This is a genomic window from Caldibacillus sp. 210928-DFI.2.18, from assembly GCF_020554505.1.
GTDB classification, from domain to species: Bacteria; Bacillota; Bacilli; order Bacillales; family Caldibacillaceae; genus Caldifermentibacillus; species Caldifermentibacillus hisashii.
In genome coordinates this window covers 59,574-73,821 of sequence record NZ_JAJCHL010000003.1, presented here as the reverse complement: position 1 = coordinate 73,821, position 14,248 = coordinate 59,574, and the positions used below count along the sequence as shown (strand labels likewise).

8 protein-coding genes and 1 pseudogene are annotated in these 14,248 nt (G+C 38.1%); 5 read left to right on the top strand and 4 right to left on the bottom strand.

The window, feature by feature from the left end; translation table 11 throughout:
* Window positions 1–14 precede the first annotated feature (14 nt).
* Both LIZ98_RS01775 and LIZ98_RS01770 read right to left on the bottom strand, forming a co-directional pair.
* Window positions 15–1,412 carry an isochorismate synthase gene (locus tag LIZ98_RS01775; RefSeq protein WP_227138853.1) on the bottom strand — a complete coding sequence of 466 codons (1,398 nt, stop codon included), beginning with the start codon at window positions 1,410–1,412 and terminating at the stop codon, window positions 15–17.
* A gap of 446 nt (window positions 1,413–1,858) precedes the next feature.
* The gene (locus LIZ98_RS01770) at window positions 1,859–2,341 is read right to left on the bottom strand and encodes a ribonuclease H-like YkuK family protein (protein ID WP_227202915.1); all 483 of its coding nucleotides are present in this window, start codon (window positions 2,339–2,341) and stop codon (window positions 1,859–1,861) included.
* A 417-nt stretch (window positions 2,342–2,758) separates the two neighbouring features.
* Between LIZ98_RS01770 and LIZ98_RS01765 the strand changes: the two genes are divergently transcribed.
* On the top strand, window positions 2,759–4,144 hold the full coding sequence (locus LIZ98_RS01765) for an MATE family efflux transporter (protein ID WP_227138863.1): 1,386 nt from the start codon (window positions 2,759–2,761) through the stop codon (window positions 4,142–4,144).
* 150 nt (window positions 4,145–4,294) lie between these two features.
* Here LIZ98_RS01765 and LIZ98_RS01760 read toward each other — a convergent pair whose 3' ends face one another.
* Window positions 4,295–5,116, bottom strand: a complete 822-nt coding sequence (locus LIZ98_RS01760; RefSeq protein WP_227138852.1) for a purine-nucleoside phosphorylase — start codon at window positions 5,114–5,116, stop codon at window positions 4,295–4,297.
* A gap of 628 nt (window positions 5,117–5,744) precedes the next feature.
* Between LIZ98_RS01760 and LIZ98_RS18170 the strand changes: the two are divergent.
* Window positions 5,745–8,167: pseudogene (locus LIZ98_RS18170) on the top strand (Lon protease family protein).
* A gap of 456 nt (window positions 8,168–8,623) precedes the next feature.
* Entirely contained in the window at window positions 8,624–11,119 is a 2,496-nt protein-coding gene (locus tag LIZ98_RS01745; RefSeq protein WP_227138851.1) for a YhgE/Pip domain-containing protein, read from the top strand.
* Window positions 11,120–11,253: 134 nt separating this feature from the next.
* On the opposite strand, the gene LIZ98_RS01740 is transcribed toward LIZ98_RS01745, so the two are convergent.
* A complete protein-coding gene (locus LIZ98_RS01740; protein WP_041845771.1) occupies window positions 11,254–12,783 on the bottom strand; it encodes a response regulator transcription factor in 1,530 nt (509 codons plus the stop codon).
* A gap of 231 nt (window positions 12,784–13,014) precedes the next feature.
* Here LIZ98_RS01740 and LIZ98_RS01735 point away from each other — a divergent pair, with 231 nt between their 5' ends.
* Together LIZ98_RS01735 and LIZ98_RS01730 are read left to right on the top strand one after the other, a co-directional pair.
* Window positions 13,015–13,614: a DUF6230 family protein gene (locus LIZ98_RS01735; RefSeq protein ID WP_041845772.1), complete on the top strand. Its 600-nt coding sequence runs from the start codon at window positions 13,015–13,017 to the stop codon at window positions 13,612–13,614.
* A gap of 27 nt (window positions 13,615–13,641) precedes the next feature.
* The gene (locus LIZ98_RS01730) at window positions 13,642–14,088 is read left to right on the top strand and encodes a DUF6114 domain-containing protein (protein ID WP_227138850.1); all 447 of its coding nucleotides are present in this window, start codon (window positions 13,642–13,644) and stop codon (window positions 14,086–14,088) included.
* Window positions 14,089–14,248: the final 160 nt, after the last annotated feature.

The window sequence follows — 14,248 nt, the reverse complement described above, 5'->3', positions numbered from 1 at the left end:
TGCTTCTTGATGATTTATTTTTCTTCTCCTCCCAGCGCATGCAGCATAGGGCGAAACTTTATTCGTGTTTCGATTAATTCATCTTGCGGATTTGAATCCCGGACTAATCCACAACCTGCATATAATATTGCATTGTTATTTTGAATTAAGCCGGAACGTATGCCAACGATAAATTCGCCATTGCCTCGAAAATCTGTCCAACCGATTGGACCGGCATAGAGTCCGCGATCCATTTTTTCTTTTTCACGGATTATTCTCAATGCTTCTATCGTAGGTACGCCCCCTAAAGCAGGAGTTGGGTGAAGCCGTTCGACCATTTTGAAAATCGATTGTCCTGCTTTGGCCCTTCCTGTAATTGGTGTATATAAATGTTGAATGGCCGGTGTTTTCATTAAAATCGGCTCTTCCGGGACAATTAAGTTCGTACAAATGGGATTTAGTGCATTTTTGATCATGTTTACAACCAGCTGATGTTCATATCGATTTTTTGCGTCATTTAATAAATTCTTACCGAGCCATTCGTCTTCACCCGGATCTTTGCTTCTTGGTGCAGATCCGGCTAGACATGTGGATAATACTTCTTCACCGGTTTTTTTCACTAATCGTTCCGGCGATGCCCCCAAAAAACAGCTGGAACCGGATTCTAATGCAAACGTGAAACTACCGGATTGGTTTCTTCTTAGTTGTTCCAAAACTGTTGCAATGGAAGGCGATTTTGAAAACTCAATGATCATTTTTCTTGCCAAAACGACTTTTTTTATATCGGTGGATTTTAGCAGGTTTACAATTTCTTCAACTGCTTTCACCCATTCGGCTTGTCCTATTTCCGTACATGAAGTAATCGAGACTTGTTCAACAGCAACAGTCGATTGCCGAGCCAATAAATCGTTCATGTATTCCTCTATATGTTTATATAGGGAAGTTTTGTTTTCCCCAGCTGGGTCCATGATTTGGTTAAAGGTTAAAAAATGTTGACCATTTACGATTGTCAGCATGTATTTTGGCAAATAAAAGAAGGTGTCTCCAAAATCGCTCCATTCTTGTTCTATTCCTGTATCCGGGTCAAAAGAAAAGCCGCCGAAAAGAAGCGGTCCCGTTCCGATTATCGAGGAACCTTCTATTTCAGCATTTTGAACGATATCTTTCCAAAATTGATGAATATCATCAAAACGATTTTTTTTAGCCAGGTTGGAAAATAGTAAAGCAGCTCCAACGCCAACTAAATAAAAATCTTCATTAGCACTCTTCCAGAAAAATCGTTTTCCTTCTGTAATTGGAGTGCCCTGTTTATAAAAGACAACCGGATCAAATGGATCAATCGGTGTCGTTAAACTAAATAGTGTTTTTTGTTTTGTTTCAAGTTGTTTGATTATATTAGAATGTGCAATAGCTTGATTTTCCGCTAGTAACATTTCTCAAGGCTCCAATCTAGAATTATTATCGATAATATTATATCTTAAATCTGCTCATAATTGGAGGATTAGCTTTTATTGGAAAGTTGAAAGTAAAAGTGGCGGATTCCGGGGAGGCATCTCATTGTAAGAAAAATCATTCGTTGCACACAGAAATTTTTTAGTAAATACATTGGAGTCTATCCGTCAATTTTATGATAGTTGACTCGTTCTCTGATTATATCGGTGTGTACTCACAATGGCGATCGGATAGACTCCTGATAAGCATGATTTTTATATCAATTGTAAAAACCTCATCAATCTAGGTACAGCAGATGTTATACCGCTATTTTTTATATCAATTCGCAAAACTGCTTGCAACTCCAACAATCCCGGTACACTAGATGTTTCATACAGTTATCTGTATAGCGACTATTAAAAACTCACCAAGTCCAAGTACACTACCGTTATTTTGTATAGCGATTCGCATAACAGCTTGCGACAAAGCTTTCCGGTTTTATTTTCGGTTCTACCCCGATCGATTCCATACGGGAAACCATTTCTTTTACAAACTTTCTTGTTTTATTTTTCCGACCTGCACCTATATCGATATGTCCTTCAATGATCAAACTGGCTCCTCTGTATATATTTGGCAAGATAATATCAATCAATCGGTTTTTCTTTTCTTCAGTAAATAACGAAACCACTTCCTCTGTTAAAGTTGTTTCAAAAGAGATCCGTTCGTGTAAATTTGTCATTTTCCTTGGAACAATCACTTTACGAATACATGCCCAGACTCCTTTTCTTTCACGCTGAATGACAATTCCGGTAATGAATCTCGTGTCATCTTTATGAACTTGGGAATCTGTACCGAACATAAGTCGATAGTTTCCGGTCGGATCACTTTGCATAAACCGGATAATATGTTGAAACACATCTTCAAAAGACATGTTTTTTTCTGTCAAATTTTGAAATTTGTCATTGAAAACAGGGAATTTTCTCATACTCCTTTCATATATAAATAGCCAGTATAAATAGCCAGTTCTATTTTTAGTATATTCAACAGGAACCTGATTTTTCATTTCAGTAAAGTAAACTTTTGAAAAACTACATGAAAATGTGTTATCCAGTAAGGAAAGATGATTTACGGAGCGGGGAGCCCAATTTTTTGAAGACAAAAGCTTACGAAATTTTTCATAAAAACCCCTGTAATCCATAATAGAACATGTTATAATAAATAGTCCATGTTCTATTATTAAATTAATGGTTTTATTTATAAATACGTGACAAAGAAGTGTTGATTAATGAATAAAAGAAAATTGGTTCAAAAGAGCCGACGTCAACTGCCGGCTCAAAATGAAAACCGCATGCGAACAAAATTAAAACAAAAAACGATCTATTTACTAAATAAATACTTTACCGGTGACTCCATTCGCTATCAAGAAGTTATCTCGATCATCATCCCGATTTTAGTGGACCAGGCCTTTTTAATTTTCATGAGCTTACTGAACACGGCGATGGTTGCCTCAGCCGGAGTTGCTGCAGTTAGTGCCGTTAATATGGTTGACTCCCTGAATATTTTTTTAGTAAACGTATTTATTGCCATTGCTACTGGTGGTACGGTCATCGTTGCTCAATATAAAGGTATCGGGAATCGGAAAATGGTCACCAAGACTGCGACACAAGCAGTATCAGCGGTAACCATTTTTTCCGTTTTACTTAGTGTCCTCGTTATCATTTTTCATGGACCCACATTGAATTTGTTGTTTGGGGATGCAGAAGCCGATGTTTTGCATAATGCGAAACTTTATTTAATCGGGAGTTGTTTTTCTTATCCTTTCATCGCCATTTATCAAGCTGTTTGCGGCGGATTAAGAGGAGTTGGGGAAACGAAACCGGTTCTGGTGCTTTCTTTACTAATGAATCTTGTTAATACGATTTTGAATGTTATTCTAATCATAATTGCTGATTTAGGCGTCTTAGGTTTAGTTATTTCTGTTATCACGGCAAGAATCATAGGGATGGCCGCTTCCTTACTTTATATTATAAAATATAATCACACGATCCGGTTTCGAATCAAAGAGGCTTTACACTTGGATTTTTCCATTTTAAAAAAGGTGATGTTTATCGGCATCCCGTTTGCTGCTGAACAATTATTTTTCAATGGCGGAAAGCTGATCACCCAAACATTTATCGTTAAATTAGGGACGCTGGCTTTGACTGCAAATGCAATTGCCGGTTCGATTACGTTACTGTTTCAAATCGGTCCGAATGCACTCAGTATTGCGATTGTTACTGTCGTTGGGCAATGTATTGGCAGGAGAAACATTCGCGATGCAAGGCGATTTACTATGTCTTTCATTGGTTTGTCATCACTGTTTCATATTGTAACATCCGCCGTGTTAATGCCACTTTTCCCATTGTTGATGAAAATGTTCAGTGCACCGAATGAAATTATTCACACGATTTTTATTATCGTACTTATGTCAGCTATCGCTCAACCAATATTATGGTCAGGTGCATTTATTATGCCTGCCGCATTGAGGGCAGCCGGGGATTCGAATTTTACTTCGGTAGCCGCATTGCTCTCCATGTGGTTTGTCCGGGTTGTTCTTGGCTATATTTTAGGAATAACGCTAGGGTTTGGGATTATCGGTGTGTGGGCTGCTATGATCATTGAGTGGTCTGTCCGCGGTATAGTCTTTTACTTAAGATTTCGCGGGGAAAAATGGTATCAGCATAAGTTAGTGTGAATGAAGAGGCTAGCGGGCAAATCTTTTTTTCAATCGCATTTGATTTTATCGATTAGAATAAAACGGAAATAAATTTTTGAAAAAAGGGACCCATAGACAAGAACTCCTTTATTGAAAGGAAGTTTTCAAAACGGGTCCCGCGGCAATTCCTTATTTCATTTCTTTTAAAATCTCTTTTATCAAGGAAATAAATTTTACCTTCACTTTCCCTGCTACATCAATAACTTCATCATGGCTTAACGGTTGGTTCAAAATTCCGCTGGCCATATTGGTTAAACATGAAATCCCCAATACTTGCATATGACTGTGCCTGGCAACGATTGCCTCAGGAACGGTTGACATCCCGACGGCATCTGCTCCCAACGTCCGTATCATGCGGATTTCTGCCGGAGTTTCATAGGTTGGGCCGCTCCACCATGCATATACACCCTCCTGAATAGGGAGGTTTAAATCAGCGGCTACTTTTTTTGCCAAATTTCGAAGTTCAGGTGTATACAATTGAGAGAGATCCGGAAAACGTATACCGAGTTCATCATTATTTGGTCCAATCAACGGGTTTGTCCCAACCAAATTAATATGATCGGAAATGAGCATAAGATCTCCCGGTTGAAAACTCGTATTAACTGCTCCACAGGCATTGGTAATAATTAAAGAATCAACACCGAGTGCTTTCATAACCCGAACGGGAAAAGTAACCTCATCCAAAGTAAATCCTTCATAATAATGAAATCTCCCTTTCATCGTAACTACTTTTTTCCCCATCAATTCTCCAATAACAAGTTCATTGGCATGTCCAAAGGCGGATGACTTTGCAAAATAGGGAATTTCATCATATGGAATGGTTACCGCATGTTCAATTTCTTCGGCAAGCACGCCAAGTCCGGAGCCAAGAATGAGTCCGATTTCCGGCTTGAGATTTATTTTTTCCATTATGTAATTTTTGGCTTGTAAAATATGTTCCGTTTGATGCATGGTCCATCACCTCATGTCAGAATTTCTTTGCGTGATTCAAAAAGTAAAAAAAGCGAAAAATTTTCTGGAGTTTATCATGTGCGAAAAATATGCTCCGTAAGCATAGAGGGCCGTAGCTTCCGAGGGCTTCCAGGCTCGTTCTTTTTTAACCAAAGCTTTGATTAAATACCGATATTTTAACCTAGGACGAGGTGACTGTCAAAAAAAGCAAAAATGTAGTATGTGTAACTTTATGATGTTCGACAGAAGATAGTATTTTTCGGCTAATAGGAAAGTAGAAATTTTTCAATTTCTACTTTCCTAACGCATAAGTGCACAAGGAAAGCTTCGCTGGAATACATCGCAGCCGAAAAAATTTTATATTTTTTCGGTGAACTTGAGAAGCTTCGGTAGCATTACCTCGCAAGCGAAAATGTATTTTCGCTGACTACGGCTCTGCCAACGCCTAAAGGCTCGGCAGTCGCCTAGTTTTCTTTATTTTTGTGAATGATTTTCAAAATGGCAGGAGAAAGGAAGAACTTTGTCGAATAAATAGGATGTATGTAAGCGTTGTAAACCATTTATTTACCTCAAGAAGCATGTCCATCCAAGATTTCCAAGAAAATAATTTGGAAAGTAGGGATTTTATATGAATTATGAAGAATATCAAAATGTTTTAGCATTACACCGTGTACCGGTAACAAAATTACACTCGTCTTTTGATGAACAATCTTTTTCCTTTGAAACGACCGATGATCTTGAAAAAATGCCAAATCAAATGATCGGGCAAAATCGGGCTGAACAGGCAATGGAATTTGGTTTATCTGTAGAACAAAGCGGTTATAATCTGTTTGTTGTTGGTCCGGCCGGAACCGGAAAAATGACATACACGCTCGACAGTATTACGAAATTAGCAAAACAACAAAAAGTACCGGATGATTGGTGCTATGTATATAATTTTGAAAACCCTGACATGCCCATGGTTATTCCGTTTCCTGCCGGTACCGGACAACAGTTTCAACGGGAGATGGAAATATTATTAATTGATATTGAACGAGAGCTTAAATCGGCTTTTAACAGTGAGATATTTGAAAAGAATAAACGAAATATTATTGAAGAGATCCGGACAAAGATGGGGAAACTATGGGAGAAAATCGATGAGTTTGCCCTCCAAAATCAAGTGAAAATAGAGCGGACACCCCAAGGGTTAAACACTATTCCATTATATCTTGGCAGACCGATTACCATGCAGGAATATGAAAGCTTATCAGACTCAAATAAAGAAATGTTGAAAGAACGGGAAAGGCTAGTTGAAGAAAAAATCCAAGAAACAGTTTATCAAATACGTAAACTGGATGAACAGTTGCGGAAAACGATGAATAAATTTATGAGAGAAACCGCTGCATATGCAATAGAAGGTCTTTTTCAGCCGCTTAGAGAAAAATATCAGCATCATAAAAAAGTACTCCGGTATTTCGATTCGTATTTTTATGATGTTGTTGAACATTATTCATTTTTTCTTGATGATGGCGAAGATGACCAAAACATTATCCATGCCCTAGTTGGCACGTCCACGGAGAAAAAACTAAATCGTTATACGGTTAATCTCTTTGTGAATAACAGGAATATAAAAGGTGCTCCGGTCATTTATGAAACACATCCAACCTATCATAACTTATTTGGCAAAGTTGAATATCAAGGTGCACTAGGGAATTGGATCACGGATTTTACTTTTATTAAGCCGGGTGTTCTTCATCTTGCTAATGGAGGTTACTTAATTTTACAAGCTACCGAGTTGTTACAAGAACCTAATGCATGGACAAGGTTAAAAAGGACATTGCAAACAAACAGTATTCAAATCGAAAATCCATATGAAGACCGTGCAGCCATTCCGACAAGTGGACTAAGGCCGGAATCGATTCCGCTCAATTTGAAAGTGATTATTATCGGTCCTTACTATTTATACGATTTACTTTCTGCCTCGATGAAGATTTCCATAAGCTTTTCAAAGTAAAAGTTGAGTTTGGCACCGAGATGGAGAAGACAGAAGAAAATTGTCTGAAAATGGCAAGATTTGTAAAAAACTTTGCCGATAAAGAAGGGTTACTACCGTTTCATCGTCGTGCAATCGCAAAAGTGATTAATTATAGTTCGCGTTTAGTCGAGGATCAAACAAAATTGTCGACCCAATTCCAAGAAATTTCCAAGATATTGGTGGAGTCGAGCTATTGGGCTAAAAGAGAAAATTGTCAATATGTTGATGCACCGCATGTAGTAAAAGCTCTTACGGAAAAGTCAAACCGTTCCAATCATGTGATTGAACAGTATCGAGAATTAATAAAGAATGGAACGATTATGGTTGAAACAGACGGTTATCGCATCGGGCAAATTAACGGATTGGCTGTCATGGGCACAAGAGATTCGGTGTTTGGCATTCCGACAAAAATTACAGCCCAAACCTATGTCGGTAAAAGTGGCATTATGAATATTGAACGGGAAGCTGCACTAAGCGGGCAGATTCATAATAAAGGAATGATGATTTTAACCGGATTTCTTTCAGGAGAATTTGCAAAAAATCGACCCATTCCTTTATCGGCAAGTATTACTTTTGAACAAACATATTCACAGATTGATGGGGATAGTGCTTCAAGTACGGAATTGTATGTGCTGTTGTCCTCTTTGGGTGAAGTCCCGATTTACCAGGGGATTGCGGTTACCGGTTCGGTCAATCAGTGGGGTGAAATCCAACCGATTGGCGGTGTAAATGAAAAGATTGAAGGATTTTATCATATTTGTAAAGAACGTGGCTTAACAGGGAAACAAGGGGTTATTATTCCAAAACAAAATGTCGCAAATCTAATGCTTGAAGATGAAGTTGTTGAAGCAGTTAGGGAAGGACGTTTTCATGTTTGGTCGGTTGAACATATTGCAGAAGGTATTGAAATTTTAACAGGTGTTCGCGCCGGAAATATTCGTGATGAAAATGGCCAATATCCTTCAAACACGATCTTCGCAAAAGTTGAAGACCGCTTTAAAAAAATGTATGAATCATTGAAAGAACAAAAGAAATAAGTGGATTTTTTCGTAGAGTCCAAACCGAATAAAGTCGGTTTTGGGCTTTTTTTAACGCTTAAATTATTCCTCTATTAACCAACCATTCAGGAAGTACAGCAGCAGGAAACTAGAAATATGAGGAAAATTGTTAACATGCGCCCATTTGTTCAACAAATCGTCATACTGATTGAAATTTCATTTAATTACCCTAATTTTGTAGGTATGAAATAGAAAAAATTACGATAAAATTAGGACTATTTTTCTCGTAATCTTTTTAATAGACTAATAATACTACTAAGAATTTAGGGGGACACATGAACTAGTTAATAAATAGGTTAATGGTCGGAGGGGAATTTGCTACTCTTGTTGCAAAAACTGTAGCAGATTTGCAGACAAAAAGTTAGTAATCATAACCCCAAATAATTAAGACTGTTAACCTATTTAATATAAAAAAAGCAAATAAAGGGGGTAATTATGAACGCATTTCAATTATTTAAAGCAGAAATGGGTAAGTTGGCAGAAAAGAAGACCGTCCTTATTTCCGTCGTACTTATGCTCCTTGTCCCGTTAACTTATGCAGCTATTCTTTTATCTTCTAAAGCGGGACCGAAAGATAATATTGACAACTTACCGGTTGCTGTCGTGAATAACGACAAGGGGGCAGAATTAAATGGCTCCCAAATTCAGGTCGGCGATGATTTAGTGAAAGAATTAAAAGCGAGCAAAACATTGGGATGGGAGTTTGTCACATCTGAAGAGGCCGACCGAGGAATAAAGGATAACAAGTATTATATGGTTGTCGAAATACCGGAAGATTTTTCGGAAAATGTAACATCAGTACTGGAACCGTCACCAAAAAAAGCCCAATTAAAATTTAGGCAAAATGAAGGACTTCATTTCATGGGGGCAACCGTCACCGATAGTGCCATTGAAACCATTAAAGCTCAGTTGAATACAAAAGTGACTGAGACTTACACGAAAACATTGTTCGCACAACTTGGACAAGTGAACGACGGTTTCAAAGAGGCGGCTGACGGGTCAAAACAAATTAATGACGGCTCCGGGCAACTAAAAGACGGTACCGGACAAATCTTAACTTCCTTGAATGAAAAATCAGCTGACATTGCAAAACTGGCAGACGGGGCGAAACAGCTAAATGCAGGAACCGGAGAGCTGCTCAACAACTTAAAAGGAAAATCCGGTGATATTAACAAACTAGCCGCCGGAGCCCAAGAGTTAAATGCCGGTACCGGAACACTTTTAAACAGTTTGACCGGAAAATCCGGTGATATTAACAAACTGGCAGCGGGAGCCCAAGAACTGAATGCCGGTACCGGTCAACTCGTACAAGCACTTACCGACCAACAAGGTGATGTTGCAAAACTAATCAATGGCGCAAAAACTTTAGAAACCGGTGCAAATACGCTAAATGCCGGTGCAGGGGAAGTATTAAATGGATTAAAAGGGGCGAAAGTCGGAAGTGAAAAGCTTTATGCGGGGCTTACACAACAATTAATACCCGGAAGTCAACAGCTTGCTGCCGGTGTGGCAGAGGCGAAAATAGGTGTTGAGGAGTCCATTAACCAAATGAAGGAGTTGCGGGATGGCTTATTACGAATAAATCAAGCTGTTCTTGAGGGCTCACCAATTAAACAAACTTTAAATCAAATGATTACTATGCTTAATCAAAGCCTAGCTGATGAAGTGGTAAATGCAAAACAGGCGAAATTGGAGCAGTTAAAACAAGGTGCAGAAAAATTACGTGATGGACTCGATGTTGAAAAAGGTGATTTTGGCAAAGGGCTCGTTTCACTAAATAGCGGATTGAACGCCTTAGTTGACGGGCAAACAAGAGTAAGCGAGGGAGCAAACCAACTTGCTCAAGGAGCTGCTCAAGTATCTTTCGGTAATCAACAACTAGTTGGTACGTTGGCAACAAATGCGAAAAAACTACATGCCGGAGCAACACAGATTAAAGACGGCAATGTCCAAGTCGCTAACGGATGGAAAGAGTTAACGGTTGGAGCTACCGCCCTACATGCCGGAACAACGCAAATAAAAGACGGCAATGCTCAAGTTGCTTCCGGATGGTCTCAACTGACGGCCGGAGCGACAAAACTTCATGATGGGTCAAGCCAAATCAGTAACGGGAACCAATCAGTTAAAGAAGGTTGGACTCAGCTGACGGATGGTGTAACTCAAGTAGATGAAGGACTGTTGAAACTGAAGGACGGCAGCAGCGAACTAATGACAGGATTACAAGGCGGTGCCGAAAGTACGGAACAATTAAAAGTAAGCGATAACAACATCAAAATGTTTGCTGAACCTGTCGATGTTGATAGTGAAGTACTAAACGCTTATCCGTACTACCGAGATTCAAATGCTCCTTACATTTTATCACTGGCGCTATTTGTCGGGGTACTCATTATGTCGCTGGTTGTTTCGTTTGAGAAACCGGCAGTTGCACCTGCTTCCGGACTGGCTTTGTTTGCTGGAAAAACGTTGAAGCTAGGAGTTTTAGCGATTATCCAAGCTATTGTCCTATCTTTATTCGTATTATTCGGTTTAGGAATGCATGTAGAGAATGGGGTTATGCTTATATTATTCTCCATTTTCGTAAGCTTAACTTTCCTGATGATTGTGCTCTTTCTTGTCGCGGCTGCAGGAAATATCGGACGGTTTATCGCACTTGCCTTTATTCTATTGCAAGTACAGACGACAGGTACAAGCCTACCGATTGACATGTTACCGGAGAGTATTCGTACATTAAGCAACTTCTTACCGTTAACGTATTCGATTGATGCTTTCCGTAACATTATTATTCTCGGTGATCTTGGAAGCGTATTTGCAGATATGTTCATCCTACTAATCTATTTAGCTGTATTTGCAGTTTTGGCGTTCATCGTGTTTACAGTTAAATATAAAAACCATGCAGATACATCCGATGAACAGCCACAGTTAACAACATAATTTTTATGAAAAAAACCAGTGTATTCCTGTTTTGGATTACACTGGTTTTTGAATTTTTTATAATTTCAATAATTCCACTTTTCCCTTTGACTTGAAAAATAATAGTTAGAAATATAACGTTGTAGCTTTATAACTTAATGAATATATCCTAACCGGATTGCTTTCACAACGGCTTCTGTCCGATTTTTAGCATTTAATCGTTTCATAAGTTGAGAAATATAATCACGAACGGTATATTCGCTTAAATTTAGCAAGGTTGCCGCTTCAGTCGTGGAAGCACCTTCAGCCAATAATTGCAAAATATCAATTTCCCGCTGAGATAATTTCATTAATTCTATTTGCTCTAAGTCCCACTCAAATCCATTTAAAAACTTTGATAATAATTCCCCGGAACTTCGGCCAAATTTCAATAATGCTGAAAATGTACTTCGATCCAATTTAAATGTTTTCCAAGGACCTTGATCTAAAATGACACCGCCAATTAATTTTCCTTCTGAAGGCACATAGATCGGTGCAACAACGAGCGATTTAAGTTGGAATCGTTCCACATATTGCGCAGGAATTTCATCGGCAGCTTCTGCAATATAAATCGGTTGGAAATGACCGGAAAGATCAGAACTTCCTGCCTCTTTACTTAGACTTTTTGATAAGGTTGGGATTTGTTGTACATAGACTTTTAACTTTTGGATTTCTTCATAGTTAAAATGGTAACTATACACACCTACCCCCATCTGATGATCGGGAGAATAATAGAAAAAAGCACAGCGTTCAAAAGGTAAATATTGGATATATCCGTACAAAATATTCGGAATAGCTTCTTTTAAACTTTTCGAACGCATAATCCAATCATTAAATAAAATAACTGCATCTTTCCAATGTTGGTTTGCATTGGGTCCAAAATGTTCTTCGTTGACAATTTCCAGTAAATGCATAGCATAGGTAAGAAACGGTATAATGGATGACACATCTTTATCTCGTATACAAAAAATCAATGTTTCATTTTGCCATGGGACTGGAAAAACATCGCGTTTTATCGATTGATTTTCCCCTGTAATTTTTAATAAGGACTCTGAAATCCAGAACCATGTTGGCTCAATTCGTTTAAATAAAAGAGGATCAATGGATTTCTCGGAAATTCCAATTACATTTTTCAAACGATATCCTTTTTCTTCATGTTGAATTCTTGCTACCCAATCAATTTGAAGCTGTTTTGACATGACCAGTTCATGGCAGAAATGATCAATATGAAAATTATCCTTTTTTGATATTAATATCAAGTCTTCATAGATCTTTGCAAATAAATACTGAACGGACGGTTGGCGAAAAGAAGGTTCATTATTTTCTTTAATTGCTTTATGCACCGCGTTTTCAAGTAAAGTTAAAATATAGATTAATTGGTGTGTTTCGGGCGGACGGTAAAACGTTTTCATCCATTCCGAGCGAATTTCTTCAATAATATTTTCTAAAGACTGCTCTTCAGATTGAAAAAACTTCAGGAAATAGTTATAAGCGAATTCAAAAGACTCCGCCGTCCTTTTATGAGTATTTTTCAAGTAATCCAAGATTTTTTTGCATTCATAAATAATTTGCTTTTCATTTGACCTTAAAAGATTGATTCCTTGCATCATAACCATATTCATATGGTAATTCAGTGATTGTGACATATTCTTGCCTCCCCTCTTTTCTAACCTTTATTAACCTATTTATATCATATTCATCATTTTTTGGTACAGTAAACGTTGTTAATTTTTCAATTCACGTTTATCCTGATTGTTTCCTACCTTTGTAGGTCCAAAAAATAAATTACCGACAAAGTTAGGAATATATTTTTATAATAATTATAATAAACTGAAAACATCAAGCGGTTTCATTTAAAAATGGGAGGAGGTATTCAAATGAGTGAGACTATTTTAATAGGAAAAACTTCTAAAAAATGGTTTTTCTCCGCTTTATTGGCAAGCTTCATTTTGTTAGGGGGGGTGTTCTTTACATTAGGAATTAACGGTGTGGTTTACGCAGCGGGGGTTGGCGGAATTGGTAAGTTTAATGTTTCCTTTACTGAGATGACAGGTACCGGTTTTAAATTATATGGCGACCTGTATGGTGATCCAAGTAAAAATTCCCAAGCACACGTAAAACCGGTATTTGTCAATGATATTCAAAATGCAAAAATTACAGATCTGGTCATTTCGAAAAATGTGGATATTCCAATTTTAGGGAAGTACACCGTCAAAATTTCCGCCGGTAATAAAGGTACCCCGGTAGAAATTAAAGGGTTAATTCAAAAAGCTGCACTCGTACAAGGGGATGCAGTATTTACCAAAATGGATATTTCGGAAAACTATGTAGAAGCCAATGATCCTGAAGCAGTTAAGAAAGGGTTTACACAAGGAGCAAGTACGGTGACAATTAAAAACGGTAACATTGAAACCCATTATTTATTCCAAGAAATGGTCACATTGCCGGGATTAAAAGTTGAGTTTGTGAAAAATTAATAGCCTGTTTGTCTGGGAGTGTTAATGATGGACAAATTTCAAAACTTTAGAAAAAAATTTAAAAGATGGCGGATGAGCAGGCCGTTTTGGGGAGCGACATTTTCGCTCCTTGCTGGCTTAATTATTCTGTATATGCCGATTCATTTGCTTGAAGTGGCATTACGCCCGGGAAATTTTGTCGTGTTAGGTCTTCTGTTTGGGGGACTAATGACGATTATAGGAATTCTGAGTTATTTTTATACAAGATTAAACATTATTTTTGGTATTATTACGATCTTTTTATCTATTGCATCGATTTTAGGTGCCCTCGGGGGATTATTCGTAGGTACATTATTGGGGATTATCGGTGGCTCATTATTATTGTCATGGAGAGTTGTCGATCAACCGGTGAAAGAGGGAGATAAGGATTATCCAAATTATACGCTGTCTGAAGTGGCGGCAAGTTCCACTGAACAAAAGCTGCAGAATGAATGAAGGGGCTGTCCAGAAAGTCAAAAATTAATCCAATTTGTATAGGCTAATTGAAGTGAGGGTGGCGGCTCCTCCTCGGAAAATGCTAGTCGCATTTTCCTTAGTGCGATGCAAATTCGAGGAAGATTATTCAGAGTCCTGCGGGAACAGCGCGAGCCGAAGA